This window comes from Janthinobacterium kochi (assembly GCF_051380715.1).
Classification (GTDB): Bacteria; Pseudomonadota; Gammaproteobacteria; order Burkholderiales; family Burkholderiaceae_D; genus Janthinobacterium.
The window spans coordinates 280452-307059 of sequence record NZ_JBNYXO010000006.1 but is presented as its reverse complement, the minus strand read 5'-3'; the positions used below and the strand labels follow the sequence as shown (position 1 = coordinate 307059).

The 26608-nt window shown below is 63.7% G+C and carries 27 protein-coding genes; 9 read left to right on the top strand and 18 right to left on the bottom strand.

Annotated features, from left to right (window positions below; all coding sequences use genetic code 11):
* Window positions 1-31 precede the first annotated feature (31 nt).
* From ACQ4WL_RS16155 to ACQ4WL_RS16125, 7 genes are all read left to right on the top strand, one after another.
* Entirely contained in the window at window positions 32-709 is a 678-nt protein-coding gene (locus tag ACQ4WL_RS16155) for a DUF484 family protein (protein ID WP_426087405.1), read from the top strand.
* Between the two features lie 7 nt (window positions 710-716).
* A complete protein-coding gene (locus ACQ4WL_RS16150; RefSeq protein WP_436510654.1) occupies window positions 717-1664 on the top strand; it encodes a tyrosine recombinase XerC in 948 nt (315 codons plus the stop codon).
* Window positions 1665-1802: 138 nt separating this feature from the next.
* Complete coding sequence (locus tag ACQ4WL_RS16145; protein WP_436510653.1) at window positions 1803-2909, top strand: CobW family GTP-binding protein; 1107 nt, start codon at window positions 1803-1805, stop codon at window positions 2907-2909.
* A gap of 482 nt (window positions 2910-3391) precedes the next feature.
* A complete protein-coding gene (gene dksA / locus ACQ4WL_RS16140; protein WP_034753066.1) occupies window positions 3392-3844 on the top strand; it encodes an RNA polymerase-binding protein DksA in 453 nt (150 codons plus the stop codon).
* A gap of 221 nt (window positions 3845-4065) precedes the next feature.
* Complete coding sequence (hslV, locus tag ACQ4WL_RS16135) at window positions 4066-4602, top strand: ATP-dependent protease subunit HslV (RefSeq protein ID WP_010394217.1); 537 nt, start codon at window positions 4066-4068, stop codon at window positions 4600-4602.
* Window positions 4603-4736: 134 nt separating this feature from the next.
* Window positions 4737-6095, top strand: coding sequence for an ATP-dependent protease ATPase subunit HslU (gene hslU, locus ACQ4WL_RS16130; protein ID WP_436510652.1), 1359 nt, complete (start codon window positions 4737-4739; stop codon window positions 6093-6095).
* 15 nt (window positions 6096-6110) lie between these two features.
* A complete protein-coding gene (locus tag ACQ4WL_RS16125; RefSeq protein WP_076565067.1) occupies window positions 6111-6305 on the top strand; it encodes a hypothetical protein in 195 nt (64 codons plus the stop codon).
* A 152-nt stretch (window positions 6306-6457) separates the two neighbouring features.
* Here the strand turns inward: ACQ4WL_RS16125 and ACQ4WL_RS16120 are convergent, their stop codons facing one another.
* Entirely contained in the window at window positions 6458-7072 is a 615-nt protein-coding gene (locus ACQ4WL_RS16120; RefSeq protein ID WP_436510651.1) for an outer membrane protein, read from the bottom strand.
* Window positions 7073-7240: 168 nt separating this feature from the next.
* Here ACQ4WL_RS16120 and ACQ4WL_RS16115 point away from each other — a divergent pair, with 168 nt between their 5' ends.
* The gene (locus ACQ4WL_RS16115) at window positions 7241-8026 is read left to right on the top strand and encodes a helix-turn-helix domain-containing protein (RefSeq protein ID WP_436510650.1); all 786 of its coding nucleotides are present in this window, start codon (window positions 7241-7243) and stop codon (window positions 8024-8026) included.
* Here the strand turns inward: ACQ4WL_RS16115 and ACQ4WL_RS16110 are convergent.
* The 17 genes from ACQ4WL_RS16110 to gpmA form a co-directional block, all read right to left on the bottom strand.
* Window positions 7999-10239 carry a patatin-like phospholipase family protein gene (locus ACQ4WL_RS16110; protein ID WP_436510649.1) on the bottom strand — a complete coding sequence of 747 codons (2241 nt, stop codon included), beginning with the start codon at window positions 10237-10239 and terminating at the stop codon, window positions 7999-8001. The two genes, ACQ4WL_RS16115 and ACQ4WL_RS16110, sit on opposite strands and share 28 nt — an antisense overlap.
* Window positions 10240-10318: 79 nt before the next feature.
* Window positions 10319-10882: a type II secretion system protein N gene (locus tag ACQ4WL_RS16105; RefSeq protein WP_436510648.1), complete on the bottom strand. Its 564-nt coding sequence runs from the start codon at window positions 10880-10882 to the stop codon at window positions 10319-10321.
* A gap of 16 nt (window positions 10883-10898) precedes the next feature.
* Window positions 10899-12119: a type II secretion system inner membrane protein GspF gene (gspF, locus tag ACQ4WL_RS16100; protein ID WP_436510647.1), complete on the bottom strand. Its 1221-nt coding sequence runs from the start codon at window positions 12117-12119 to the stop codon at window positions 10899-10901.
* Window positions 12120-12129: 10 nt separating this feature from the next.
* On the bottom strand, window positions 12130-13551 hold the full coding sequence (gene gspE, locus ACQ4WL_RS16095) for a type II secretion system ATPase GspE (protein ID WP_436510646.1): 1422 nt from the start codon (window positions 13549-13551) through the stop codon (window positions 12130-12132).
* Between the two features lie 10 nt (window positions 13552-13561).
* The gene (gene gspD, locus ACQ4WL_RS16090; protein ID WP_436510645.1) at window positions 13562-15805 is read right to left on the bottom strand and encodes a type II secretion system secretin GspD; all 2244 of its coding nucleotides are present in this window, start codon (window positions 15803-15805) and stop codon (window positions 13562-13564) included.
* Window positions 15802-16578, bottom strand: a complete 777-nt coding sequence (locus ACQ4WL_RS16085; protein WP_436510644.1) for a type II secretion system protein N — start codon at window positions 16576-16578, stop codon at window positions 15802-15804. Before ACQ4WL_RS16085 ends, gspD begins: the two co-directional genes overlap by 4 nt.
* A complete protein-coding gene (locus ACQ4WL_RS16080) occupies window positions 16575-17114 on the bottom strand; it encodes a type II secretion system protein M (RefSeq protein ID WP_436510643.1) in 540 nt (179 codons plus the stop codon). The genes ACQ4WL_RS16085 and ACQ4WL_RS16080 overlap by 4 nt, the downstream gene beginning before the upstream one ends.
* On the bottom strand, window positions 17111-18340 hold the full coding sequence (gene gspL, locus ACQ4WL_RS16075; RefSeq protein WP_436510642.1) for a type II secretion system protein GspL: 1230 nt from the start codon (window positions 18338-18340) through the stop codon (window positions 17111-17113). Before gspL ends, ACQ4WL_RS16080 begins: the two co-directional genes overlap by 4 nt.
* A 19-nt stretch (window positions 18341-18359) precedes the next feature.
* The gene (gene gspK / locus ACQ4WL_RS16070; protein WP_436510641.1) at window positions 18360-19334 is read right to left on the bottom strand and encodes a type II secretion system minor pseudopilin GspK; all 975 of its coding nucleotides are present in this window, start codon (window positions 19332-19334) and stop codon (window positions 18360-18362) included.
* Window positions 19331-19966, bottom strand: coding sequence for a PulJ/GspJ family protein (locus tag ACQ4WL_RS16065; protein WP_436510640.1), 636 nt, complete (start codon window positions 19964-19966; stop codon window positions 19331-19333). The genes gspK and ACQ4WL_RS16065 overlap by 4 nt, the downstream gene beginning before the upstream one ends.
* On the bottom strand, window positions 19966-20361 hold the full coding sequence (gene gspI / locus ACQ4WL_RS16060) for a type II secretion system minor pseudopilin GspI (protein WP_436510639.1): 396 nt from the start codon (window positions 20359-20361) through the stop codon (window positions 19966-19968). Before gspI ends, ACQ4WL_RS16065 begins: the two co-directional genes overlap by 1 nt.
* Window positions 20358-20837, bottom strand: coding sequence for a type II secretion system minor pseudopilin GspH (gene gspH, locus ACQ4WL_RS16055; protein WP_436510638.1), 480 nt, complete (start codon window positions 20835-20837; stop codon window positions 20358-20360). Before gspH ends, gspI begins: the two co-directional genes overlap by 4 nt.
* A gap of 12 nt (window positions 20838-20849) precedes the next feature.
* On the bottom strand, window positions 20850-21302 hold the full coding sequence (gene gspG / locus ACQ4WL_RS16050) for a type II secretion system major pseudopilin GspG (RefSeq protein WP_436510637.1): 453 nt from the start codon (window positions 21300-21302) through the stop codon (window positions 20850-20852).
* Between the two features lie 93 nt (window positions 21303-21395).
* Window positions 21396-22157 (bottom strand): HesA/MoeB/ThiF family protein, encoded by a 762-nt coding sequence (locus tag ACQ4WL_RS16045; RefSeq protein WP_436510636.1) that lies wholly within the window; start codon window positions 22155-22157, stop codon window positions 21396-21398.
* An 88-nt stretch (window positions 22158-22245) separates the two neighbouring features.
* Window positions 22246-23739, bottom strand: a complete 1494-nt coding sequence (locus ACQ4WL_RS16040) for a S41 family peptidase (protein ID WP_436510635.1) — start codon at window positions 23737-23739, stop codon at window positions 22246-22248.
* Between the two features lie 48 nt (window positions 23740-23787).
* Window positions 23788-25251 (bottom strand): murein hydrolase activator EnvC family protein, encoded by a 1464-nt coding sequence (locus ACQ4WL_RS16035; RefSeq protein WP_436510697.1) that lies wholly within the window; start codon window positions 25249-25251, stop codon window positions 23788-23790.
* A gap of 76 nt (window positions 25252-25327) precedes the next feature.
* The gene (gene gpmA / locus ACQ4WL_RS16030; protein ID WP_436510634.1) at window positions 25328-26074 is read right to left on the bottom strand and encodes a 2,3-diphosphoglycerate-dependent phosphoglycerate mutase; all 747 of its coding nucleotides are present in this window, start codon (window positions 26072-26074) and stop codon (window positions 25328-25330) included.
* A gap of 106 nt (window positions 26075-26180) precedes the next feature.
* Between gpmA and ACQ4WL_RS16025 the strand changes: the two genes are divergently transcribed.
* Complete coding sequence (locus ACQ4WL_RS16025) at window positions 26181-26597, top strand: rhodanese-like domain-containing protein (RefSeq protein WP_436510633.1); 417 nt, start codon at window positions 26181-26183, stop codon at window positions 26595-26597.
* Window positions 26598-26608: the final 11 nt, after the last annotated feature.

Genomic DNA, 26608 nt, shown 5'->3' with positions numbered 1-26608 from the left:
AAGCGTTCATCCTTCTCTCTTCTGACTATCAATGACCGCCACACTCGATTCCAGCACCGTCGCCCAGTACCTGAGCGAGCATCCGACTTTCTTCGCAGAGCATACCGCGCTGCTCGGCGAGGTCAAGCTGAGCAGCCCGCTGACGGGACGCACCATCTCGCTGCAGGAGCGGCAGATGGAAGTGATGCGTGACAAATACAAGGCGCTCGAACTGCGCATGTCCAAACTGAGCCGCCTGGCCGAGGAAAATGGCGACATCGCCAGCAAGTTCCACGGCTGGAACCAGGCCATGCTGCAAGTGCGCAGCGATGCGGCCATGCCGCGCGTGCTGGTCGATGCCTTGCAAAGCAATTTCGACGTGCCTTATGTCAGCCTGCGCCTGTGGCAAGTGCTGCCGGAACACGCCAACGGCTGGTTCACGGAAGATGTCACGGCCGACGTGCGCATGTTCGCCAACAGCTTGCAAGCGCCGTACTGCGGCAGCAACCGCGATTTCGAAGCCGTGCACTGGTTGCAGGCGGATAAAATCGAATCGACCGTCATGATCGCCCTGCGCGCGCCCGGCACGACCGGCACCTTCGGCTTGCTGGTGCTCGGTTCGCCCGACAGCGAACGCTTTACCTCGAGCATGGGCACGGACTTCCTGGTGCACATCGGCGCCACGGCCAGCGCCGCCCTGGCCGCGCTGCGCGCCGGCTCGCCTGCCTGAGAACACCATGCATGAAGCGCGCGACAAGGCCGAATGGCTCGACGCCTATCTGGCGCAGCTGGCCACGCAGCGCAAGCTGTCGCCGCATACGCTGGACGCCTACGGGCGCGACCTGCGCGCCTTGCTGGAACTGAGCGGCAATACGCCCTGGACCGCCCTCGCGCACAACGAAATACGCCGCTACACGGCCAAGCTGCACAGCGGCGGCCTGGACCCACGTTCGATCGCCCGCAAGCTGTCGTCGTGGCGGGGCTTTTTCAACTGGCTCAGTGGCGAGACCAAGCTCGATGCCAACCCCGTCGACGGCATCCGCGCGCCCAAACGGGCCAAAACCTTACCCAAAGCCCTGTCGGTGGACGACGCCGTGCGACTCGTCGCGACCGCGCAACACCAGCAGGGTGGCGCCGAGCCGGAACAACTGTGCAACCGCGCCATGTTCGAGCTGTTGTACTCGAGCGGTTTGCGCGTCTCCGAACTGACCAGCCTGGACACCCATTACTGCAAGGCCGAGGGCGGCCAGCCCGCCTCGCTGGGCTGGCTCGACATGGCCAGCTTCGAAGTCATCGTCACGGGCAAGGGCAGCAAGATGCGCAAGGTGCCTGTCGGCAAGGCAGCGCTCGTGGCCTTGAGTACTTGGCTGGCCGTGCGCCCGCCCGCCAGGGATGGCAGCGCTGCCTTGTTTTTAAGCACGCGCGGCACGCGCATCTCGCCACGCGTATTGCAGCTGCGCCTGAAGGCCCATGCGCTGGCCACCGACATTCCCGCCAACGTGCACCCGCACGTGCTGCGCCACTCATTTGCCTCGCACGTGCTGCAATCGTCAGGCGACTTGCGCGCCGTACAGGAAATGCTGGGTCATTCCAGCATCACCTCGACCCAGGTCTACACGGCCCTCGATTTCCAGCATCTGGCGCACGTGTATGACCAGGCGCACCCGCGCGCCAAGCTCAAGTAGGCAGCCGCAGCCGGGGCCAGCCTGATCCATATCAAGCGGATCGGCGCGCATTTGCAAGCATTTGCAAAATTCCGGCATAATCGTCCGCATTCTTCCGCTTGCGCGGTGGCACCATCGATTACAGCATAGGCATCTCTCATGGCACTGATTCCAACCACCATCCTCACCGGTTTCCTGGGCGCCGGCAAAACCACCTTGCTCAACCGCATACTGCAGGAAGACCATGGCATGCGCATCGCCGTGATCGAAAACGAGTTTGGCCAGGAAAACATCGACAATGAAATCCTGGTACAGGATAGCAACGAGCACATCATCGAGATGAACAACGGCTGCATCTGCTGCACCGTGCGCGGCGACCTGATCGTGGGCCTGACGGAACTGGCACGCAAACGCGACGCCGGCCTGCTGGCGTTTGACCGCGTCGTCATCGAAACAACGGGCCTGGCCAATCCCGGCCCCGTGGCGCAAACTTTCTTTGTCGACGAAGAAGTGGGCAGCCACTACATGCTCGACGCCATTATCACGGTGGTCGATGCCCGTCATGCCATGAAGCAACTCGATGAATATGAAGAAGCCCAGCGGCAAGTGGGTTTTGCCGACAAGCTGCTGCTGTCGAAAACCGACCTCGTCAGTGAAGAGGACGTGACCACCCTGACGCGCCGCCTGAAGCGCATCAATCCCCGCGCCCCCATTGCCAAGGTCGATTTCGGCCGCGCGCCGCTGGCCGAGGTGCTCGACATTCGCGGTTTCAACCTGAATGAAAAGCTGGAACTGGACCCGGATTTCCTGGCCACGGAAACGGCGCACGTCCACGACCACGACAAAGCGCACGACCACGATCACGCACATGAGCACAAGCATGAACCCGCACATGAGCACGCACATGAGCACAGCGACGCCTGCGCCACCGATTGCGGCCATGCGAACCACCACCATGCACAGCACAGCGACGACATCGCCGCCTTTGTTTTCAAGAGCACGCAACCGTTCGACAGCGCCAAGCTTGACGAGTTCCTCGGCGGTCTGGTGCAAGTGTATGGCCCGCGCATGCTGCGCTACAAAGGCGTGCTGCTGATGCAGGGAGCCGAACGCAAGGTGGTCTTCCAGGGCGTGCACCAGTTGATGGGCAGCGACCTGGGTGCCAAATGGGGCGAGAATGAAGTGCGCGGCAGCAAAATGGTGTTTATTGGCAAAAATCTACCAAAAGACATTTTTATTCGCGGACTCGAACAATGTTTGGTATAAACTAGCCGGGTTTTGCAAAGTATTCTTTGCAAAGCAGAAACAAAAGGGAAAGTTAAGCACGCTTTCCCGCTGTCCGACACCCAACTTGCTGGCATAAACCAACAAGTAGCCGTCTCTGATCGGCTAGGCAACAAATCGGGATGGCAATATAAGGCAAAGCGTGCCAAAATCAGCGACGAAAACGGCCCATGTCGTTCGCCTGTCATGAAATGCTGGCAAACTGCCGCTGGCCACATGCCAGGCATGCAAGCGATCCACCCAACACGCCCATCGTCGCGCGCATAGCGCGACTGGCATAGAGCGGTAAAAAGTTATCAACATGGCAAATGTAGCCGGCCGGTAGTCCTGGCCGACGCCGGCAAGCCAAGGTCGCAAGCAGTACATCCGGACAGCAATGCCCAGCGGAACCTGTACAGTTGCTCGGCGTCGCCGCATCAACTGATCAATTTGAAAACTCTGTCGTATCGAAGGTAAGCGAAGTTATGACCAAAACTAATAAATCGACCCCGGCCGCCAACCAAGACATCCCTCTCATCAGCGAAGACCAAATTCGCGCCATGAGCGAAGATGACTACATGAATCCGGCACAACTGGCATTCTTCAAGGCGCGTCTGCAGCAGCTCGAAAAAGACCTGCTGAAAAACGCCGGCGAAACCACGGAACACTTGCGTGAAACCGTGCTCGTACCGGATCCTGCCGACCGCGCTACCATCGAGGAAGAGCATGCGCTGGAACTGCGCACGCGTGACCGCGAGCGCAAATTGCTGAAGAAAGTGCAGCAATCGATCGCCAGCATCGACGCCGGCGACTATGGCTGGTGCGAGGAAACGGGCGAGCCTATCGGCATCCCGCGCCTGATCGCCCGACCGACCGCCACCCTGTCGCTGGAAGCCCAGCAACGGCGCGAACTGAAGCAAAAGCTGTACGGCGACTGATCGCCCCTCCCCTTGCGCGGCCGCCCCGGCTGCCCCGTGATGGCGAAAAAAAGCACACAACCTCGGTTGCGTGCTTTTTTTTCGTCCTGCGCCGACTACACTGAAGCAGGCACGGCAGCGGCAAGCGCCGCTTGCAATTGCCTTTTCCATCCCCACTTTTGAGCCATGGGCGCGCAGGCACATGACGCTGCACGCATCGGCACGAATCTTTTGAGGTCACTATGGAACAATTTCACGGCACCACCATCCTCTGCGTCCGGCGCGGCAAGCAAGTCGCCCTGGGCGGCGATGGCCAGGTAACTTTGGGCAACATTGTCATGAAGGGCACGGCTCGCAAGGTGCGTAAGTTGTATCAGGGCAAGGTCCTGGTCGGCTTTGCCGGCGGCACGGCCGACGCCTTCACCCTGCTTGACCGTTTTGAAGGCAAGCTGGAAAAGCACCAGGGCAATTTGCTGCGTGCCTCCGTCGAACTGGCCAAGGACTGGCGCACCGACCGCGTGCTGCGCCGCCTGGAAGCGATGCTGCTGGTAGCCGACAGCGAGTCGACCCTGGTCATCACGGGCAATGGCGACGTGCTGGAACCGGAAGACGGCATCGGCGCCATCGGCTCGGGTGGCACCTACGCCCAGTCGGCCGCCAAGGCGCTGCAGGAAAACACGGACTTGTCGCCGGCCGAAGTGGTCAAGAAATCGCTGACCATCGCCGCGGAACTCTGCATCTATACGAATATGTCCCACATCATCGAAACCCTCGACTAAGAGTCCCCGAGAAAACGCCCATGGCTGCGTTGCATGGCCTGGGCGTACAAAAACGTACTGCCTGCGGCCACGCGCCTTGCCCTGAACGTTTTTCGGGAACTCTACGCAAAGAAGACAGAAAGCTAACTATGATCATGAACATGACCCCGTCGGAAATCGTCACCGAACTCGACAAGCACGTGGTGGGCCAGGCCAAGGCCAAGCGCGCCGTCGCCATCGCCCTGCGCAACCGCTGGCGCCGCCAGCAGGTGGCCGAGCCCCTGCGCCATGAAATCACGCCCAAGAATATCCTCATGATCGGCCCCACGGGCGTCGGCAAGACGGAAATCGCGCGCCGCCTGGCCAAGCTGGCCGAGGCGCCCTTCATCAAGATCGAGGCAACCAAATTCACGGAAGTGGGCTATGTGGGGCGCGACGTCGACACCATCATCCGCGACCTGATCGACATCGGCATCAAGCAGACGCGCGCGCTGGAAATGAAGAAAGTGCGCGCACGCGCCGAAGATGCGGCCGAAGACCGCGTCATCGACATCCTCGTGCCGCCGGCACGCGACTTCGGCTTCACGCCGAATACGCCAGCGGCCGTGGACAGCGGCAGCGGTGGCGGCGACAGCACGCGCCAGACCTTCCGCAAGCGATTGCGCCAGGGCGAACTCGATGACAAGGAAATCGAGATCGAGCTGGCCGAGGCGGGCCCGCAGATGGAAATCATGGCGCCGCCAGGCATGGAAGAAATGACGGAACAGATCAAGTCCATGTTCTCGGGTGTCGGCGGGCAGCGCAAGAAGGCGCGCAAGGTCAAGATCCGCGAAGCATTAAAACTGCTGGTCGAGGAAGAAGCGGCCAAGCTGGTCAACGAAGATGAGCTGAAACAGAAGGCCATCCAGAACGTCGAGCAGAACGGCATCGTCTTTCTCGATGAAATCGACAAGATCGCCTCGCGCTCGGAGTCCGGCGGCGCCGACGTCTCGCGCGCGGGCGTGCAGCGCGACCTGCTGCCGCTGGTCGAAGGCACGACCGTCAACACCAAGTACGGCATGATACGCACGGACCACATCCTGTTCATCGCCTCAGGCGCCTTCCACCTGGCCAAGCCGTCGGACCTGATTCCCGAACTGCAGGGGCGTTTCCCCATCCGCGTAGAACTGGAATCGCTGTCGATTTCGGACTTCGAGCGTATTTTGACCAGCACCGACGCCTGCCTGACGATGCAGTACGAAGCCTTGCTGGCGACAGAAAACCTGACCTTGAAATTCGCGCCGGAAGGCATCACGCGCCTGGCGGAAATCGCCTATTCGGTCAATGAGCGCACGGAAAACATCGGCGCGCGCCGTCTGTACACGGTGATGGAAAAATTGCTGGAAGAAGTGTCGTTTACAGCCAGCGAAGGCAGCAGCAGCACGGAAAACCTGCTGGTGATCGATGCCGCGTATGTCAACGAACGCCTGGAAGCGCTGTCGGTCAACGAGGACCTGTCGCGCTACGTGCTGTAAAGAGGGAGGGGACCGATGGCAAACAAGGCATTGGCGACGCGGCAGAAAATGCAGTTCCGCGTCGAACCCTCGCAAAAACCGCGCAATCCGGTCGCCGCGGCCGCCTTGCAGCGCGCCGCCGGGGCGCACGTGAAAACCGTGTCTGGCCAGCGCCAGCAGGAAAAACGCCTGCTGGCGAAATTGCTGCTGAAGGTCGACGTCAAAGACTGATCTCAAAATGTCCAGGGCAAGGCGCATGGACGAAGACAGTATGGATAATACGGCGAGGCCATGCAACGCAGCCATGGCCATTTTAGGCCGCCCGCGGACACCCCCATCGGGGCGTCCGCCATCAGGCCACTCTCTGCCGCAGCAGCATCCCCTTAGAAACGGTAGGACGCGCCCAGCGAAAACATGTCGACCTTGGTCGTTTGCTTGCTGTTGTACTTGACGGGCACGCGGTCCCAGTCGAGGTGCAGCGACCAGTTCTGGTTCAGCGCATACGCCGTGCCGATACCGTAGGTCAGGCCGATCTTGCTCTTCTTGTCCGAACCGCCGCCCAGATAATCGACCTTGCCCTGCGTATAAGCCGCGCCGGCGCGGCCACTCAGTGTAAACGCGTCAAACTGGTAACCGAGCACGCCCTGCATGCCGAGGCCCGTGAACTTGCCGCGGCCAGCGCGCTTGCCGGTATCCGTGTCGAAGCCGGACTTGACCTCGCCGCCTGTATACCCCACCAGCTCAATCGAAGGCAGGGCCACGCCGCCCTGAAACGGCAGCGCGTCGAAACTGTAACCCAGGTAGGCCTTGCCATTGCGCTTGCTGCTTTTGTCGCAATCGCTTTGTCCGGCGAGGCAATCGAGGCCGCTACTGGCGCGAAAGCCATAGCTGGCGCCCGCATAGAATGGACCCGGTGCAGGCTCGGCTGCGGCGGCATGCAGGGGAGCGATGGCGGCCAACGCCAGTATCGCTGCTGGAAAATGAAATTTGGAGAACATGGATAACCTCTACAAGTGGATGGATTGCCTGGTTGTAGCGCGCTGCGCGAGCCACAAGCGGGAGTGTCATCTCTTTTGCCGGGAAGTACTATCACCTTGTGCAAAGTGCCATTTGCGGCTACATTCGGTACCGTCATCCGCCACCAATCTTGTAAAAAAGGATATCTCGTGAGTTCACCTGAACTGGTTTTGCGCGTGCTGCGCACCCAATTGCGTGCCGCCGGCATCACGTACAAGGTATTGGCCGAGCGCATCGCCATGAGCGAGTCGAGCGTCAAGCGCATGTTTGGCCAGCACGACATGTCGCTGTCGCGCCTGGCCCTGATCTGCAAGGCCTCGGGCATCGCCATGGAAGACGTACTGCGCGGCGCGGCCGACATCACGCCGCATGCCGATACGCTCACGCTGGTGCAGGAAAAGTCGCTGGTGGCGCATCCGCGCTTGCTGCTGGTGGCGATCTGCTGCCTGGGCCACTGGAGCCTGGAGCAGGTGGTGGAAACGTATGCGCTGACGCAGGCAGAATGCATCGGCTGCCTGGCCGAGCTGGACCGGCTAGGCTTGATCGAACTCAAACCGCTGAACCGCTACAGCCTGCGCGTCTCGAACGCCTTCCACTGGCTGGCCGACGGCCCGGTGCAGCAGTACTTCCGCGAACACGTGGTGGCCGATTATTTCAGCGGGCATTTCGATGGCGCCGGCGAAACCCTGATGTGCATCCCGGCGCGCCTGTCGTTGTCGAGCGCGCAAGAGCTGGTGCAAAAGATCCGCCAGCTGGCCGAGGAACTGGCGCGGCTGCACCAGAACGACCGGCGCCTTGCGCCCGCCGAGCGCGACGGCTTTACCCTGCTGCTGGGGTTTCGCTCATGGGAATTTGCCGCCTTCACGGCCCTGCGCCGCAGCACGGCGTCCCCCGCCCCGGCGGCTCCTTACCAGACCGGTCCCAGGAACAGATAGAAAGTGCTCTCGCCGCCCTTCGATGCGCCCGAGGCCACGTACACGGGGCCGAAGCGGGTATCGACGGAGATGAAGGCGCTGCTCGCCTGCGTGAACTTGGTGGACTTCCAGCGCTCGTTCTGGTCAAAGCCGCCGCCCATTTCCAGCGAAAAGCCGGCCCGCACGGCGCCGCCCAGGGTGCTGGGCAGGGAACCGATGCGGCGTGCCATCACCACGCGCGCCAGGGCGATGCTGCGTCCGCTCACCGATTCAAAATCCGTGCCGGACAGGCGCAGGAAGCCGCCCAGGCTGAGCGGCGCCTCGCCCCGCTGCGCGCGCGCCCATTCGCCATACACGTGGCCGGCCCAGTTGCCGTAACCAAAAGCCTTCAACGCCGTCAGCGAAGAGCGGCCCAGCGCCGCTTCGCCCGAACCCGTGGTCGAGGCGCGCGTCCAGGTAGCGTCGAGAAGCGCGCCGCGCGTGGGGAAACCCGGCGAATCGAGCGTATCGACGCGGAACTGGACGAACTGGGTGGTGCCCAGCGCACGTGACTCGGGCTGCGTGGGATCGGCCGGTATCGCCAGCTTGCCCTTGACCTCCGTGCGCGTGACACCGAACTGCAAATCGCCCCAGGTACCGAACTCGCGTCCCAGCACCAGCGCCGCCGTCTGGCCGTTATACGTCACGCGTGCGCTGCGTCGGCCCTTGTCAAAGACATCCATCGCCGACGACGTGTACTGCAGCTGCGGCGCGATATACCACGGGTTGCCTGCGCCCAGCGGCTGCCAGAACTGCACACCATAGCCACGCGCATTGCCGATCTGCGCCGTGCTGCGCAACTCGCCGCCCCAGCTGTTCAGATTCGAGCGCACATGCAGCAGCTTCAGGGCGAAGCTATTGCTGTCCCTGAAATCGCTGGACAGCTCCAGGCCCACGCGAAGGCGGTTGCTGGCCCACGGCGCTTCGACCGCCTTGATATTGACCGTGCGCTGGTCACCCGAATCGACCACTTCCGTCTCCACGCGCGCCACGTCGCCGCGGCCATACAGCCTGGCCGCCGCCTTGAGCACATCTTCCTGGCTGACCGACTGCCCTTCCACCAGGCCCGATTGCGCCTGCAGGATGCGCGGATTGATATCGCCTTCGCTCTCCACTGCCAGGCGCGTGAGCGGCAGGGCCACGTCCAGCAGGGCTGGCGCCGCCAGGCGCAGCTGCTCGCGCGCTGCAAACTGTTCCGGCGGCAGGGCCAGCGGCGCCAGACGGGCGGCCAAGGCCTGCGCCGCCTGTTCGCCGGCGCGCATGGCGCGCGCATAATTTTCAAAGTCGAGGAAACTGACACCCGTCAAATCCGGCGCCACCAGGATATCCTGCGGCTGCAGCTCCTTGAGCGAGCGCTGCACGTTCTGCTCCGTGAGGATCTGCAGCATCTGCTGCGCCACGCCGATGGCGCTGCCCAGGTCTTTTTCCGGCGCCAGCGGCGTGCCCACGTTGACGGCGATGATGATGTCGGCGCCCATGGCGCGCGCCATGTCGACGGGCAGGTTGCGCACCAGGCCCCCATCGACCACCAGCCGGTTGTTCACGCGCACTGGGGCAAACACGCCCGGCACGGCCAGCGAGGCGCGCATCGACAGGAACAGCGGCGTGTCGACCAGCTCCACCAGCTCGCCATTGACCAGGTCGGAGGCCACCGAACGGAAAGGCAGCGGCAGCTGGCTGGCGGGGCGGTCGCGCATGCCCGCCGGCAGCAGCCGGTTCAGCGCCATTTCCAGCGCCGCATTGCTGGCCGCGGCCGGCGGCGTGGAAATGCCGTTGCGGCTGGTGCCAAACTCGATGCGCGACGGCAGCAATAAATCTTCCTCACGGCGGCGGAACGCCAGTTCATCGCGCGGCGGCCGGTCGGCCACCACGCGCGCCCAGTTGGTTTCGCGCGCCATCTTTTCCAGGTCCGCCACGGAAGCGCCGGCCGCATACGCGCCGCCCACCACGCCGCCCATGCTGGTGCCCACCACCAGGTCGATCGGCACATGCAGCTCCTGCAGCACTTTCAATACGCCGATATGCGCGAGGCCGCGCGCGCCGCCGCCCGACAGCACCAGGGCGATGCGCGGGCGCGCCGGCACGGATGCCGCCTGAGCGGCTGCCGGGGAAGAGATGGCGGCGGCGCCAGCTTGCGGCAAGGCGCACAGCGCCGCCACGCAGCCTGCTGCCAGGACGGCACGGATCGAGAACATGAAGACTCCTGTCGCGATGGCGGCACGCGCCATCAGCATGATGGTAATACGGTAAATCGGGGTAAATCCGGCAATCAGCTCAATTCGACGGCGGCGGTACGCTGCTGGTCACTTGCGGCGCCGGCATCATGGTCGCCGGCCGCTGCTGCTCCATCGGCAACGGTGGCGGCACCAGGCTGTTTGTCGGCGCAGGGGCCGCGGCCTGCGTTGGTGTGACAGACACCTGCCCCGGCAAGGCCAGCGCCTTGTCGTCAGCCACCAGGTCGATGCGCTTGCTCACGCCACCATCGCGCAGCAACACATGGCGCGCATGCACTTCCAGCACTGTCACGCCAGGCACCACCTCGGCGCCTTCCGGCAGGGCTACGGAGGGCTTGCCGTCGGTCGAGATGATGGCCACGCTGCCGCGGCCATTGCTGGCGGCCACCACGCCCTTGAGCTGGTAATTGCTGACCGTAGCCACGCTGGCCTGGCCGCCGAACAGCGAGGCGCCCGCCTCCACGCTGGCATCCTGCACCACCGGATTGGGGGGCGGATTGATGGGACGCTGCGGCGCCTTGAACAGCTGAATGGCCCAATAGGCCAGCGACACGGACAGCGCCACGACGGCGAGCAAACTTGTAAATTGAGGCAAACGCTTCATGGCTTCCTTGAGTCTCTTATTTGACCAGCTGATTGATTTCGATAATCGGCATCAGCACGGCCAGCACGATCAGCAGCACCACCACGCCCATGGCCAGGATCAGGGCTGGCTCCAGCAGGCCGGCAATGGTCAGGGTGCGGCGTTCCAGGTCCTGCTCCTGCGCGCTGGCGGCGCGTTCCAGCATGGCCGGCAACTCGCCCGTGATTTCGCCGGCGCGTATCATGTGGATCAGCATGGGAGGAAAATGCTTTTGCGCCGACAGCGCGCGCGCCAGGCTGACGCCCTCGCGCACGGCGCCGCTGGCTTCTTCCACCAGTTCCTGCATCGCCACATTGGTCAGCGTATCGCGGCTGGTGTCGAGCGCGCGCAAGATCGGCACGCCGGAGCCCGTGGTGATGGCCAGGGTGCTGGCGAAACGCGCCGTGTTCAGGCTGCGCTCGAACTTGCCGTACAGGGGCGCCGTCAGCAGCCAGGTGTGCCAGCGCCGTTTCAGGGCCGGCTGCTGCAGCGCGCGGCGCCAGGCGAACCAGGCGCCAATCAGGACGATGCCCACCAGGATGCCGTAGTGGCGCACGAAGTCCGACAGTGCCAGCATGATGATGGTGAGCAGCGGCAGCTTCTGCTTGGTATTGGCGAACACGGAAACGATCTGCGGCACCACGTAGGTGAGCAGGAAAATCACGATGGAAAACGCCACCACCGTGACGATGGCGGGATAGGTAAACGCCAGCTTGACCTTCTGCACCAGCGCATTGCGCCGCTCGATGTAATCGGCCAGGCGCGACAGCACACGCGACAAATGGCCGATCTGCTCGCCCGACGCCACCAGCGCCCGATAAATTTCCGCGAAATCGCGCGGATGGCGCGCCAGCACGTCGGAAAACGCGGCGCCACCGATCACTTCCGAACGGATGGAAGCGATCAGGTCGCGCAAATACGGCCGCTCGGCCTGTTCCAGCAAGGCGGAAAACGCTTGCTCGAGCGGCAGGCCCGCTTCCAGCAGGCTGGCCAGCTGGCGCGTAAACAGGGCCAGCTCGGTGCTCGACAGGCGCTCGCCGAAGCCGCGCCGCTTGGTGACGCCGGCGGCGTCCACCTGCGCGGTGATCGGTTCGACAGCCAGCGGCACCAGGCCTTGCACGCGCAACTCGGCGCGCGCGGCACGGGGACTGTCGGCATTGAGCACGCCCTTGCGGGTGGCGCCCTGGGCATCGACGGCTTCATAACGGAATGCGGGCATGGTGGCGGGCCTAGTCTTTGGTCACGCGCAGCAATTCAGCCTGCGTGGTGGTGCCGTCGCGCAACCAGCGTTCGCCATCGTCGCGCATGCTCGTCATGCCGTCCTGCAGGGCGACGGCGCGCACGTCCGCTTCCGAGGCGCGGTTGTGGATCTGCGCGCGGATCTGCTCCGTCGTGCGCAGCAGCTCGTACACGCCCACTCGGCCCTGGTAGCCCGTCTGGCCGCAATGCTCGCAGCCGACCGCCTGCCAGTATTGCCCATCGAAGGTCTTGCACGCGCCGCACAATTTGCGCACCAGGCGCTGTGCCAGCACGCCCAACAACGACGACGACAGCAGGAACGGTTCGATGCCCATGTCCAGCAGGCGCGTGACGGCCGCCGAGGCATCGTTGGTATGCAGGGTCGCCAGCACCAGGTGGCCCGTCAGCGACGCCTGCACGGCGATCTGCGCCGTTTCCAGGTCGCGGATCTCGCCGATCATGATCACATCGGGATCTTGCCGCAAAATCGCCCGCAGCGCCTTGGCAAAGGTCATGTCGATGCGCGAATTGACCTGCGTCTGGCCCACGCCGGCCAGGTCGTACTCGATCGGGTCTTCCACCGTCAGGATGTTCGTGGTGGTGGCATTGAGCATCGACAGCGCCGCGTACAGGGTGGTGGTCTTGCCCGAGCCGGTGGGCCCCGTGACGAGCACGATGCCGTGCGGCTGCGTGATCAGGCCATCGAACTGCTTCAGCATGGGTGCGCTCATGCCCAGGTGCTGCAGGTCGAGGCGGCCCGCTTCCTTGTCCAGCAAGCGCAATACGGCCCGTTCGCCATGCCCGGTGGGCAGGGTCGAAACGCGCACGTCAACGGGCTTGCCGCCCACGCGCAGGGTGATGCGGCCGTCCTGCGGCAAGCGTTTTTCGGCGATGTCGAGCTGCGCCATGATCTTGATGCGCGAGATCAGCGAACCGTGGATGGCCTTGCGCGGGCGCACCACGTCGCGCAGGCTGCCATCGATGCGAAAGCGCACGACGGAGGTCTGCTCGAACGGCTCGATGTGGATGTCGGACGCGCCTTCGCGCAGCGCCTGCGTGAGCAGCGCGTTGATCATGCGGATGACGGGCGCATCGTCGGACGATTCAAGCAAGTCCTCGATGGCCGGCACGTCCTGCAACAGCTTGGTGAGATCCAGGTCGGCGTCGAATTCATCGGCCATCTGCGACGCGTCGCCGCCACCGCCCGCGTAGGCGCCGGCAATGGCCGCATCGAGTTCGCCGCGCGGCAGCAGCGTCAATTGAATCTGGCCGAAACGGCGCGACACTTCGGCAATGGCCGCCGGCGCCGTCGATGCGGCCACCAGCACCTCGACCGGGGCGCCATCGACCGCGCCGGGCCGCGCCAGCAGGCCGAAATCGCGGGCGTAGGCGTAGGGAAGCAGATTGCTCATGGCTGTCCCATCACTTCTGCTGCTGCGGCAATTGCTGCTGCTGGTATTGCTGCAGCAGCGGCTGCGGTGGCGTGGCCGCGTTGGCCGGCGCGCCTGGCGGCGGCGTCGGTGCCGGCGGCACGGGGCGCGTCACCATGTTGCCGCCCACCGGCTGGCCATCCTGCAGGGCCGGCAAGACGGGCGTGCCCAGGTCTTTCAGCATCAGATTGCCCGTCGCCGGTACGGCGGCCGTCTCGGCCGAGCGCATATAGTCGTAGCGGTCGGCCGCCAGGCTGCCGCTCTGCTCCTTGTTGCGCACGATGACAGGGCGCAGGAAGATCATCAGGTTGGTTTTCTTGCGCTCGCGCGTCTGGTACTTGAACAGGTTGCCGATCAGGGGGATATCGCCCAGGCCGCGCACTTTCTCCGCATTGTCGCCCGTGCTGTCCTCGATCAGGCCACCCAACACGATGATCTGGCCATCGTCGGCCAGCACATTGTTCTCGATCACGCGATTGTTGATGGTGATGCCGCTGACGGCCGTCGACGTGGATTTATCCACGCTCGACGTCTCGTGATAGATGCCCAGCTTGATGGTGCCGCCTTCGGAAATCTGCGGACGCACCTTCAGGGTCAGGCCCACTTCCTTGCGGTCGATGGTCTGGAAGGGATTGGTGTTGGTGCCGGCCGTGCTGGTGTACTGGCCCGTCAGGATAGGCACGTTCTGGCCCACCTTGATGGTCGCCAGCTCATTGTCCAGGGTGATCAGGTTCGGCGTCGACAGGATGTTGGCGTTGCCGTCCGATTCCAGCGCATGCGCCACGGCACCCAGGCCCAGCGCGCCGTTGATCTGCTTGAAGATGCCCACCGTCAGGCCGCCCGTCGGCAAGACCTTGCCGCCGCCCGTGGCGATGGCGCCGATGTTGTTGCTGGTGCCGGAAGCGAACGACTGCAGCGCCCCCACGCGGTAGTTGCTGCCGCTGTCGCCCGACAGGCCCAGCCACTGCACGCCGAATTCGGACGCCTTGGACGACGTCACTTCGACAATCAGCGCCTCGATGTAGACCTGGGCGCGGCGCACGTCGAGTTGGTCGATCACGGCGCGCAGGTTGCGGTAGACGGCTTCGTTGCAGGTCAGGATCAGGGTATTCGTCGACGCATCGGCCTGGATGAAACCGGCCGCGCCGCCGGACGACAGCTGCTGCGGAGCGTTGTTCAGCGAAGCGCCGCCCGTGCTGCCGCTTTGCGAGCCGCCGCCCAGGCCAGTGCTGTTCATGCCACTGTTGTTCTGGCTGATCTGGTTGTTCGTGCCCTGGTTGCTGGTGCCCTGCTGCGCCGAGGCGGCCGTGCCGTCCGACGTCACCACCGAGCGCAGGGTTTGCGCCAGCTTGGTGGCGTCCGCGTTCTTCAGGTACACCACGTGCACATTGCCCAGCTGCGTGGTGGGCTGGTCCAGCTTGGAGATGAGCGACTTGGCCAGGTTGGCGCGCGCCGCCGATGGTGCGCGCAGCACCAGCGAATTGGTGCGCGGGTCGGCCAGCACGGAAACCTTGCCCGTGTCGGCCCCCGCGCCGGCGCCCGCATTCCCGCCTTCCATCAGTTTATTCACCATCGAAGCCAGGTCGGAAGCGATGGCATAGCGCACGGGGATCACGTCCAGGTCCGTTGAGGCGGGCACGTCGAGTGCGGCGATGATCTTCGCCAGGCGCTTGAGGTTATCCGCGTAATCGGTGATCACCAGCGAATTGTTGCCCGGGTTGGCGTTGATCGTGTTGTTCGGCGAAATCAGGGGCCGCAGCACGGCCAGCAGGTTGGCCGACGATTCGTAGTTCAGGTAAAACACCTGGGTGGCGATCTGGTCGCCCTTCACCTGGCTGGCGCCATTGCCCACCTGGGTCGGCACGGATTGCAGCTTGGCGTCCGCTTCCGGCACCACTTTCGCGTAACCGTCGCCGGAGACCACCGCGTAGCCCTGCAGGCGCAGCGCAGAGGCCAGCAGCCCGAAAGCCTGTGTCTTGCTGATGGATTTTTCCGACACCAGGGTGATCGTGCCCTTGACGCGCGGGTCGATGACGAAATTGATGTTGGTGTAATGGCCCACGGCCTTGATCACCGATTCGATGTCGGCGCCGACGAAATTGAGCGCCGCTTCATCGCCGGGCGCGGCCCAGGCGGATGCCGGCATGCCGGCCACGGAACAGCACAGCAAGGCGGCGGCCGACAGGCGGCGCAGCGAAAAGGAGAAAGTATGGGGGCTCACGGATGGTTTTTTCATTGTCTGAACTCTAAGGCGATGATGTTTTTTTCGCTATTGCTACGGCGCTGTCCCAGCAAATTCAACAAACTCGCCAAGGTCTCTTCATATCCTGCTGCGGCCTGGGCCTGGCCGGAAAACTGCATGCGCCCCTGTTGCAGGCTGCCGCTGCCGTCGAGCAACAGCGGTCCCTTGATGGAGCGCAAGGTCAACGTCGCCTGCTGCCCCTGCCAATCGAAATCGAGCTCGTAGCTGCCCAGCGGACGCAAGGACGACAGACGCGACGCCATGTCCGTCATCTGCAAGGTGGTGCGGCCGACGGCGGAAAACTGCTGCTTTTCCAGTGCCAGCTGCAGGGTGCTCCACGACAATCGCATGCTGCCCGTCGGCGCCACGGTGTTGAGCGGCGCACCGAGGCCACCGAGGCCATCGGCCGGCAGCAGCAGGGCCGCCGGGCTGACCTGCCAGTGCGACCACGAACCGCGCAAGTTCACCGGCTGCGACAGCGCCTGCGGGTTTTGCAATTCCACGTCCACCGATCCCCACAGCACCGAGGGCGAAATGCGCCAGCTGAAACGCCCCGGCAGCAGCGGCGTCACGGCACCATTCGCGCTGGCCGCCCCGCCGATAAAGGCCGAACCGCGCCACAGGGTACCTTGCGCGTCGCCCAAGGTCAAACGTCCGCCCGTCTGCTTTTCCACGATGCCGGCGACCCAGCCGGCCGGGAAAAATACCAGCAGGGTGACGCAGACGCTGACGATGATGGCCAGCAGCCAGCCAAGCAAGCGCCTCATCGTGCCGCGCCCGGGCTCTGGTGCAGGGTCAGGCTGGCATCGACCAGCCCCGCCTTGCCCTGCGCCTGCGCCGTGATTTTCGCTTCCTGCACCGCCACGCGGCCTTCGCGGCGCAAGCCGTCGAGCCACACCATGACGCTGGCAAACGGCACGCCATTTAACTGCACGCGCGCATATTCGCCCGTCAGCGACAGCGATTGCGGGCTCAAGCCGCGCGCTTTCAACGAAGCATCGAGGCTTTCACGGCCCATGGGCGCGACCTGCACGGGCGCCTGGCGCGCCAGTTCGCCCGCTTCGCGCGCCAGCGCCTGCAACTGGGCCGCGTTCTGGCGCAGCTCGGGCAAGCTCTTTTGCAAGGCGATGCGGCCCGTCCAGGCCGGCGCGAAAAACACCGCGTGGACGAGAGCCAGGCCCGCCACCACGCCGCCGATGGAGAGCAGCTTGCGCTCCTGCTGCGTGCGTTCCGCCCAAAAGGCTTGCACGGCCTGCTGCTGCCGCGTCAATGCGGCGCGCGCCTTGTTGACTGCGGCACTCATGCTTTTGCTCCCGTGGCCGGCGTGATCTTCCACACGCCCGGCGCTGTTTCATTCAAGGCCAGCTTGCGCGCGGCCAGGCCATCGCGCACCTGCGCCTGGGCGCTGGCGTCGACCATGTCCGGTTTCAGCGTGACGATCAGGCTGCGCTCGCGGTATTCCAGCGAGGCCACCACGCCGCGCCCGGCCAGAGCGCCCAGCGCCTCGCCCAGCGCCGCGCTCATGCTGGTGAAGTCATCCATGCTGGCCTGGCCGCTTTGCAGGCGGGCAGCAGCGATATTGCGCCGCATCTGCTCCGCTTCCAGGCCATACACAGGCGCTTCATTCGGATACGCAGCCTTGAAGGTTTGCTGCATCGAGGTGCGCACGGTGGCGGCCTCGCGCTTCAAGCGCATCCATTCGATATTCATGCCGGCCAGGTTGACGACCACGGCCAGCAACGCCAGGCGCAGCGGCCAGCGCCAGCGGCGCCATTCGGTGGCCGAGCCCGTGGCCGTGCCCAGCGCGGGCGCCAGGTCCAGCCCCGCGCCCTTGGCGCCGGCGATCCAGTGCGCCCAATGGTCGGGTTCCAGCGTCACGCCCTCGATGCCGGCAGCGAGCTGTTGATATTGCGCTAGCTCGGCCTGCGCCACGTAGACCGTCAGGGGCACGTCGCCGGCAAACGCGCGCGTCGTCAGCAGCGCCTGCTGCGGCTGAGCCGGCAAGACCAGGCCCAAACCTTCTTGCGGCGCCTGGCGCAAGGCCAGTTCCAGGCCGTCGCCAGCCGCGTGCAAGGATGCCGTCACACTGCCAGGCTGCAAGGGCAGGCACAGCTGCGATGGCAGCAGCACCACTTTGCGCGCGCCTTGCGCCAGTAAAGCCTTGACCAGTACCTCGGCCCAGGCGCGCTGCGCCACGGCCACCGTGCGCATGCCGGCAGCGTCCGGCGCGCCGGCGGCCAGCAGGCAATCCTGCGCGTCACCGAGGATATGTTCTTCCACCAGGCCAGGCAAGGCCGCGCGCAGGCGGGCGCCGGCCAGCGGCGGGGTTTTCAGGCGCAGCAGCGTCACGTCGGCCGCCGCCAGCAGCAATACCACCTGCTTCGCACCGGCGATCAGTTGGCCCAGGCTGCCCAGCGGCGCGCTGCCCTGCTGTAGCAGGGCGCCGCCATCGCCGGCCAGCACGAAGGAGCAGGCAGGCGCACTGTCGGTGGACGCCTTGGCCGGGTGACGGATATACAATATTGTCAAAGTGACTCGCTTTCAGCTGTTAATTTTCCCGCAACCAGACCAGGCTGGTGGTGCGCGCAGGATTCGGCTCGCGCCACACCAGTGCCTGCGCATCGAGCGCGGCGCGGTCCAGGCGCACGCGGATCACGGTCAGGAAGTACTGACTTTTCACATCAATCTCCACACCGTCGATCGGCATTTTGCCGTTGATATTATTCTGGAAATTTGTTCTATCGACAAACTTTTTACGCGGATTACTCAAGGTCAGCGCACTGGCCTCGGACACCGACATGTCGGTAATGGCCGACAGCACCTCGGCCGACGCTGTATTCACGTTCACCGCAGTCGCTTTCGGCAACACGATGATGAAGTCGCGCAGCTTCTCGATGGCTTGCGGCGTATAGCCGGGCACGGCCAGCAAATCCTCGATCTGCGTGAACGCCACAGGTTCGCTGCCGCCGCCCGTGGTGGCGGGGGTAGCGGGCGTCTTGCCATCGGTGCCACTGTCGGGGGCACGCGGTTTCGGCCGCGCGCGCAGCACGGCATCGGCCGTGGCCTGCGCCAGAGAACTATCGAGCTGCAAGTTGGCCAGCAAGCGCCGGTACGCCTGCACGTAGGGTGGGTTGACGACGCCCGTGGTGGCCAAGTTGGTAATATTAAAGCGCGCCTGCGCGTCGAGTGCGCGGCCCGAGACGGTGGCATCGAATTTTTCCGTGTCGACCTTTTCGCGGTCGACGTAATCGTCGAGCCGCGCTTCCTCGATGGGCGTGGCCCACACGCCGTCGGCCGCCGTCAGCGAGGGATTATCCTGGCGCAACCAGAAACGGGCGAAGTCGACCATGCCGCGCATGGCCCACTGCGTCTGCAGGCGCAGGCGCTGGTTTTCCATCGAACGCACCTGCACCTGCTGCTGCCAGAACAGGCTGGCGACGACCGTGATGACCAGCGCCGTCAGCAGCAAGGCCGTGATGACGGCCACGCCGCGTTGGCGCGCCGGGAGCGAAAAGCGCTTCATCCCGGCCCCAACAAGAAGACTTTGGACAGGCCCGCATCCTGGCCCGGCATTTGCAAGGTCACTTCCAGGCCGACAAAATCATCTGTTTTTGTACCGGCAAGCATGGTGATCCACTCAGGATTCGGCGTATTCTGGCGCTTTTGACCCCGCATGACCATGCTGCCGACGCCGCGCATCAGGGCCACGTCGGCGTTGGAGGTATCGGTATCGTCGCGCGCCGCCTGCCACAGGGTGTCGAGCACGACCAGGTCGCGCGTGCCATTTGACTCGCGCCGCGTCAGCACGCCGCCGCGCAGGCGGTAAGTGACCACTTGCAACTGCTGCGGCTCCTGCTCCGACGCGGCCAGGCGCACCAGAGTCAGGCGGTCGGTCTCGGCGCTCAGGTTGGTGCGGCCATTCATCAGGGTATTGCTCTGGCCGGCACCGGCCAGGTGGTCGCAATCGCTCTGCATCTGGGCAAACGCCAGCTGCATGCCGCGCGCCTGCTCCAGCTGGCTGCTCAGCACTTCGCGCGAACGCACGATGCTGTCCAGGCCGCGCCAGCCCAGCACGGCGACCATGGCCAGGATGCCGATCGCCACGAGCAACTCGATCAAGGTGAAACCGGCGGTGGAGTGATTGCGGCGCGCCATCAGTCGTTGAACGCCAGCAACACCAGACGCACGATGCGCCGGGCCGGATATTGCACGTCGTACACGTTGACGCGCACTTGCCGGATACGGGGATTCGGCGTGGCCACCACTTCTTCTTCGCAAATGAGCTTTAAATCGCCTTGCGGGCAGTCGACCGTGCGCTTGCCCGTCTGCGGGAAAGTCTTCGCCAGGCGCAGCTGCACCAGGTGGTTTTCCGCCGACCAGGTGGCCATCATGGCGCTGCGCAAGCCGTCGCTGTTTTGCGTCAGGCTGCCCACGGCGCGCAGCGAGGCGCCCAGGGCCGTGCCGACGATGACCAGGGCCACCAGGACTTCCAGCAAGGTGAAGCCGAACTGCGAGCCGCGCTGGCGGCGTTGTCGGGAGAGGCCCATCATTGTTCGACCGTGAAATGGCCGATGCCGTCGGCGCGGATGGCCACGCTGCGCTCGCCGCTGGCCAGGGTCAGCACGAAAGGCTTGTCGACCGGTTCGCGGCCGAAAATGATGCGCAGCGGCTGGGCCACGCTGTTCGACGGCTGCACGCTGAGCAGCATGGGTGTATTGCTGAAGCTGCGCTCACGCAGCAGATCATCCTGCGTCACGGGTTGCCACAGCTTTTCATTGAGCACCAGGAAACGGTATTGATTTTCGTCAGCCTCGAACGCCACCTGCCGGCTGCGCACGATGGCTTCATCGCGCGCCAGCTGCAGCAGCAAGGCGATGCGCTCGGCTTCCTTTTGCAGGGCTTGCTGGCCATTCGGCATGGCGTTCAGCGACACCAGGCCCAGGGTCACCCCGATGATGACCATCACCACCAGCAATTCGATCAGCGTGAAGCCGCGCTGGCGCAGACCGGTGGTCATGGCAGGCATGCAATGAAAAACTTACAGTTCCCAAGAGCCGATATCGGCGTCGTCGCCGCTACCGCCAGGCTGGCCGTCGGCGCCCAGCGAAATGATGTCGACTTCGCCTTTCAAGCCTGGCGACAGGTACTGGTAGGGATTGCCCCATGGATCTTTCGGCATTTTGTCCACATAGCCGCCCGCCTTCCAGCCATTCGCGGCCGGTCCCGTGGTCGGTTTCTCGACCAAGGCACGCAGGCCCTGCTCGGTGGTCGGGTAGCGCTGGTTGTCCAGGTGGTACAGCTTGAGCTGCTGCATCACGGTGGCGATGTTGACTTTCGCCGACGCCACTTTCGATTCGCCGATGCGGGAGATCAGCATAGGCACCACCTGCGTCGCGAGGATGCCCATGATCACCACCACGACCATGATTTCGATCAAGGTGAAGCCGCGCGCGCGGCGCTGGCGTATCGGATGGTTTGCTGCGTTTTGCATAAGAAAGAGAGAAGAAGGTAAGTAATGAGTGCAGAGTATAAAGCGGAAATATGACAAAGCCTGTCATATGGGGAAAAATTTGTGCAGGGCTACTCAGAGCGGCAAGACCACTACACCGCAAACGGCGCAGCCGGGGTCGCGCGCGACCTGCATGCTGCTCCATTCCATGTGCAAGCCGTCGAGCAGCAGCAGGCGCCCGGCCATCGATTGCCCCACGCCCATCACCAGTTTCAACGCCTCGGCCGCCTGCATGGCGCCCACCACGCCCACCAGCGGCGCGAACACGCCCATGCTCGAGCACGCCTCGTCCGTGAACTGCTGCTCCTGCGGAAACAGGCAGGAATAGCACGGCTGCGTGCCGGTGCGCGGGTCGAACACGCTCACTTGCCCATCGAAACGGATCACGGCGCCCGACACCAGCGGTACCTTGCCCGCCACGCAGGCGCGGTTGACAGCGTGGCGTGTGGCGAAGTTGTCGGTGCAGTCGAGCACCACCGTGCTGGAAGCCACCAGTTCGGCCAGGCGCGCGCCGTCGAGGCGCTCTTGCAAGGCGACGATGTCAATTTCGGGATTGATGCCGGTCAAGGTTTCGCGCGCCGACAGCACTTTCGGCTGGCCCACACGCTGCGTCGTGTGGGCGATCTGGCGCTGCAAATTAGTGAGATCGACCGTATCGTCATCGACCAGGGTCAGCTTGCCAACACCGCTGGCGGCCAGGTACATGGCCGCCGGCGAGCCGAGCCCGCCCGCGCCGATCACCAGCACATGCGCATCGAGCAAGGCTTGCTGGCCTTCGATGCCGATCTCGTCTAACAGGATATGGCGCGAATAGCGCAGTAGTTGGTTGTCGTTCACGGGGTCAGACCCGCTGGGGGGATGCGCCCCAATGGGGCACATCCCGATCGCGAAGCGACTGACCCCAGCTTTTGCATTGGGTTAAGCATCAAGGTTTCTGCACCGGAATCTTCTTGTCATCGGCCTTGATGTCGGAAGCGATTTCCGGCTTGGCGCTGATCTTCTCGCCCTTGGCGTCAGCCTTGGCCAGCTGCACCGGCAAGCCCTGGAAGTGGTTCAAGGCTTGCTGCAGTTGAAAATCGTCCTTGGCGCCGTATTCGAGCGGCTTGCGCTTTTTCGCGGTGGCGATCAGGCGCTGCTCTTCTTCCAGCTGTTCCTGCATGCCTTCCATGGTCGGCTTGGCCGCTTCCGGCTTGCCATCGTTGCTGCTCAAGTGTTTTTCCAGGTCCGCCTCGCGCACGCGCAGGCTGTTCCAGCCATCGCCTTCGGCCGTTTCATCGACCAGCAAGTCGGGCACGATGCCGCGCGCCTGGATGGCCCGGCCTTTCGGCGTGTAGTAGCGGGCCGTCGTCAGCTTGACGGCCGTGTCGGCCGTGATCTGGCGCAAGGTTTGCACGGAACCCTTGCCGAACGTTTGCGTACCGATGACGGTGGCGCGCTGGTAATCCTGCAAGGCGCCGGCGACGATTTCCGAGGCGGACGCGGAACCGGCATTGACCAGCACCACCAGCGGCACGGTTTTCAGCGCGGCCGGCAACTTGGCCAGCGGGTCGGCCTTGGCGCCCGGCGGCGCATAGAATTCGCGGCGGCCATAAAACACCTGTTTCGACTCGGGCAACTGGCCCTTGGTCGAAACGATGACGGAGTTACCCGGAAGAAATGCTGTCGCCACGCCGATGGCGCCCGGCACGACGCCACCGGGATCGTTGCGCAAGTCCAGCACCAGGCCCTTCAGCTTGGGGTCTTGCGCATACAGCGCATTGATCTTTTTGACCATGTCATCGACGGTCGGTTCCTGGAACTGGGCGATGCGCAGCCAGGCATAGCCGGGCGCGACCATCTTGGCTTTCACGCTTTGCACGCGGATTTCCTCGCGCACGATGGGGAACACCAGCGGCTTGCTTTCTCCCTTGCGCGACATCGTCAGCACCAGCTTGGTGCCAGGCTGGCCGCGCATCTTCTTGATGACTTCCTCCAGCTGCAAGCCTTTCAGCGGGATATTGTCGAGGCGGGTGATCAGGTCGCCCGCCAGGATGCCGGCCTTGGCGGCAGGGCTGTCCTCGATGGGCGAGACGACTTTCACGTAGCCGTCTTCCATGCTCACTTCGATGCCGATGCCGACAAACTTGCCCTGCACGCTTTCGCGCATTTCCTTGAAGGCATTCTTGTCGAGGTAGACAGAATGCGGGTCCAGCGACGAGACCATGCCGGAAATGGCTTCCGTCAGCAGTTTCTTGTCTTCCACCTTCTCGACATAATCAGACTTGATCAGGCCAAAGACATCGGACAGCTGGCGCAGCTCATCGAGCGGCAGCGGGGCATTCGTGATTTTTTGCGCCACGGCCGGGAACTGCAGCGACATACCGATGCCGGCCAGTACGCCCAGACCGATCAGGCCGATACTTTTGACTTTGATGCCCATGTCTTCTTCACAATCTACAAATTCGCTGCCGCAGCAATGGTGGGGAACTTAAAACTTCACCCAGGTGGCGGGGTCGAAGGCGCGGCCCTGATGGCGCAATTCAAAGTATAGCCCTGATTCCTCGTTGCCGCCGCTGTTGCCGGCGCTGGCAATGGCGTCGCCACCCTTGACGGCATCGCCCACCCGTTTCAGCAAGGATTGGTTATTGCCATAAATACTCATGTACTGGCCGCCATGGTCGACGATGATCAAATTGCCGAAACCGCGCAGCCAGTCGGAAAACACCACGCGGCCGCCGGCGATGGCGTGGATTTCGCTGCCTTCGCCCGTGCGGATGAACACGCCCTTCCAGCTGGGGCCGTCACCGCGCTTGCTGCCGAAGCGGGCGGCGATCTTGCCCGCCACGGGGGCGCGCAGTTGCCCTTTCAGGCTGGCAAAGGCGCCGGCCGGCGCGGCCGGGCCCAGGCTTGGGCGTTCCGGCTCCGGCTCCGGCTTGGGTTCCGGCTTCGGTGTCACCTTGGCCACCTGCGGCGGCTCGTCGTCATCGATCGGTTCGAGTTTCACAGGCGGCGGTGGCGGCGTCTGCGGCTTGATCTTGCCCGATTTGTTTTGTTGCTCTTTCGCCAGGCGTTCGCGTTCGGCCTGCGCCTGGGCGGCCTTGGCGCGCGCGGCCAGCAAGCGTTCGCGTTTTTCCGCCGCGATCTTGGCGTCGGCGGCCGCTTTCGCGGCGGCGCGCTGCTCGGCCAGCAATTGCTGGCGTTTCTTTTCGGCTGCTGCGGCGGCGGCCTGCTCTTCGATCAGTTTCGCCAGCTTGTCGACCAGGTTGCCCATGCGCTGTTCGTCGCGCTCGACATTGCCCACTTCCTTGCGCTGCGCCACCAGGCGCTGCGACAAGCTCGTCAGCAAGGCGGCGCGGCGCGCCTTTTCCTGCACCAGCAGGGCCTTCTGGTCGCGCTCTTCCTGCGCGATTTCTTCCAGTTCATCCTTGGCGTTCTGCACGTCCGCCTGGTTTTTCTCCACGGCCAGCAAGTTGGCGCGCAAGGCATCGAGCAGGCGTGCCTGCGCCTGCGACACATACGCCATCAGTTGCAAGTCGCGGTTGATGCGGTTCGGATTGTCGCCCGACAAGAGCAGCTTGATGCGGTCTTCGTTGCCAGCGACATATTGTTCACGCAGCAATTTGGACAGCTGCGTCTTTTGTTTCTCGACGGTGGCCGTCAGTTGCTGGTGCTCCTGCCCCAGCGCATTGAGTTTCACGCCCGTCGCGCTTTGCTCCTGTGCCAGGTCGCGCAAGGCGCGGTTGGCGTTGGAAATGGCCTCTTCCGACTCGGCCAGGGTATCGGCCGCGTCATCCTTGGCGCTTTCCGTGCGGCTGATGTCGCGCTTGAGCGCCGTCAGCTTTTGTTGCAATCCAGCACGTTGTGCTTCCGCGGCCGCTTTCTGCTTGCTGCGTTCGGTGGGCTTGGCACCCTGTACGGCGCCGCTCGACAACAGCAGCGCTGCGCACAGCATGGCGCCGGCGCGCCACGCCGGCAGGGGTCGTTCAGCAGAGGGGGCGATCGCTGTGCCGCGGAAGAAAGACAACAAGTTACTTGGCCTTCCCTTGGTTCGCCACGGCCGCTTGCGCTGCCGCAATCGCTGCCGGGTCGCCCAGGTAGTAATGACGAATCGGTTTCAGGTCGGCGTCCAGTTCATACACGAGCGGCTGGCCGTTCGGAATGTTCAGGCCGACGATATCGCTGTCGCTGATGCCGTCGAGCATCTTGATCAGCGCGCGCAGGCTGTTGCCGTGGGCCGAAATGATGATTTTCTTGCCAGCGCGGATGGCTGGGGCGATCTCTTCGTCCCAGGCCGGCATCACGCGCGCGACGGTGTCTTTCAGGCATTCGGTCAGCGGAATCGACGCCTTCGGCAAGCCGGCATAGCGCGGATCGTTGAACGAGGCGCGGTCGTCGTTCGCTTCCAGCGGCGGCGGCGGCGTGTCGTAGCTGCGGCGCCAGACCAGTACTTGCTCGTCGCCATACTTGGCGGCCGTCTCGCCCTTGTCCAGGCCTTGCAGGGCGCCATAGTGGCGCTCATTCAAGCGCCAGTCGTTCTTGATCGGCAAATACATCATGTCCATCTCGTCGAGCGCCAGCCACAGGGTACGAATGGCGCGCTTCAAGACGGAAGTGTAGGCTAGGTCGAACGTAAAACCTTCCTGCTTGAGGATCTGGCCGGCGGCCCTGGCTTCGTTGACGCCCTTTTCCGTCAGATCGACGTCGGTCCAGCCGGTGAAGCGGTTATCGAGGTTCCAGGTGGACTCGCCGTGACGCATGAAAACGATTTTGTACATAGTTCTATCTTCTCAAGGGGTTCAAATCAAAAAAGCAAAACGTAAAAAGACCTCGTCCAGCTTCTATTTTATAATGCGCGGATTGACTTAAACCATTGGACCCTACGTGAAATTCATTATCGACCACATTTTTCTGTTTGCCATCGTCATTATTTCCGGCGGCGCCCTCCTCTGGCCACTGCTGTCGATGCGCGGCAAGCGCGCGACCGTGCTGGAAGTTACGCAACTGATCAACCGTGGCAAAAGCGTCATCGTCGACGTGCGCAGCGCGGAAGAATTTGCCACGGGCCACTTGCCTGACGCGAAAAACATCCCGCTGCCGGAACTGGCAAAGCGCCTGGGTGAGCTGGAAAAATTCAAAACGCGCCCCATTGTAGTGGTTTGCCAGAAAGGTTCGCGTTCGGCAACGGGCGTCGGCCTGCTGACCAAAGCCGGTTTCGCGGAAGCCACCAGCCTGGAAGGCGGCCTCGACGAATGGAAAAAGCAGGGTTTGCCATTGAAAACCTTGTCGCTGGCGAAGTAAGCCGGCCTTAA

Bases quoted from the DNA above. Each gene is read 5' to 3' on its own strand.
- ACQ4WL_RS16155 (WP_426087405.1), top strand. From the start codon at position 32: ATGACCGCCACACTCGATTCCAGCACCGTCGCCCAGTACCTGAGCGAG.
- ACQ4WL_RS16150 (WP_436510654.1), top strand. From the start codon at position 717: ATGCATGAAGCGCGCGACAAGGCCGAATGGCTCGACGCCTATCTGGCG.
- ACQ4WL_RS16145 (WP_436510653.1), top strand. From the start codon at position 1,803: ATGGCACTGATTCCAACCACCATCCTCACCGGTTTCCTGGGCGCCGGC.
- dksA (WP_034753066.1), top strand. From the start codon at position 3,392: ATGACCAAAACTAATAAATCGACCCCGGCCGCCAACCAAGACATCCCT.
- hslV (WP_010394217.1), top strand. From the start codon at position 4,066: ATGGAACAATTTCACGGCACCACCATCCTCTGCGTCCGGCGCGGCAAG.
- hslU (WP_436510652.1), top strand. From the start codon at position 4,737: ATGAACATGACCCCGTCGGAAATCGTCACCGAACTCGACAAGCACGTG.
- ACQ4WL_RS16125 (WP_076565067.1), top strand. From the start codon at position 6,111: ATGGCAAACAAGGCATTGGCGACGCGGCAGAAAATGCAGTTCCGCGTC.
- ACQ4WL_RS16120 (WP_436510651.1), bottom strand. From the start codon at position 7,072: ATGTTCTCCAAATTTCATTTTCCAGCAGCGATACTGGCGTTGGCCGCC.
- ACQ4WL_RS16110 (WP_436510649.1), bottom strand. From the start codon at position 10,239: ATGTTCTCGATCCGTGCCGTCCTGGCAGCAGGCTGCGTGGCGGCGCTG.
- ACQ4WL_RS16105 (WP_436510648.1), bottom strand. From the start codon at position 10,882: ATGAAGCGTTTGCCTCAATTTACAAGTTTGCTCGCCGTCGTGGCGCTG.
- gspF (WP_436510647.1), bottom strand. From the start codon at position 12,119: ATGCCCGCATTCCGTTATGAAGCCGTCGATGCCCAGGGCGCCACCCGC.
- gspE (WP_436510646.1), bottom strand. From the start codon at position 13,551: ATGAGCAATCTGCTTCCCTACGCCTACGCCCGCGATTTCGGCCTGCTG.
- gspD (WP_436510645.1), bottom strand. From the start codon at position 15,805: ATGAAAAAACCATCCGTGAGCCCCCATACTTTCTCCTTTTCGCTGCGC.
- ACQ4WL_RS16085 (WP_436510644.1), bottom strand. From the start codon at position 16,578: ATGAGGCGCTTGCTTGGCTGGCTGCTGGCCATCATCGTCAGCGTCTGC.
- ACQ4WL_RS16080 (WP_436510643.1), bottom strand. From the start codon at position 17,114: ATGAGTGCCGCAGTCAACAAGGCGCGCGCCGCATTGACGCGGCAGCAG.
- gspK (WP_436510641.1), bottom strand. From the start codon at position 19,334: ATGAAGCGCTTTTCGCTCCCGGCGCGCCAACGCGGCGTGGCCGTCATC.
- ACQ4WL_RS16065 (WP_436510640.1), bottom strand. From the start codon at position 19,966: ATGGCGCGCCGCAATCACTCCACCGCCGGTTTCACCTTGATCGAGTTG.
- gspI (WP_436510639.1), bottom strand. From the start codon at position 20,361: ATGATGGGCCTCTCCCGACAACGCCGCCAGCGCGGCTCGCAGTTCGGC.
- gspH (WP_436510638.1), bottom strand. From the start codon at position 20,837: ATGCCTGCCATGACCACCGGTCTGCGCCAGCGCGGCTTCACGCTGATC.
- gspG (WP_436510637.1), bottom strand. From the start codon at position 21,302: ATGCAAAACGCAGCAAACCATCCGATACGCCAGCGCCGCGCGCGCGGC.
- ACQ4WL_RS16040 (WP_436510635.1), bottom strand. From the start codon at position 23,739: ATGGGCATCAAAGTCAAAAGTATCGGCCTGATCGGTCTGGGCGTACTG.
- ACQ4WL_RS16035 (WP_436510697.1), bottom strand. From the start codon at position 25,251: ATGCTGTGCGCAGCGCTGCTGTTGTCGAGCGGCGCCGTACAGGGTGCC.
- gpmA (WP_436510634.1), bottom strand. From the start codon at position 26,074: ATGTACAAAATCGTTTTCATGCGTCACGGCGAGTCCACCTGGAACCTC.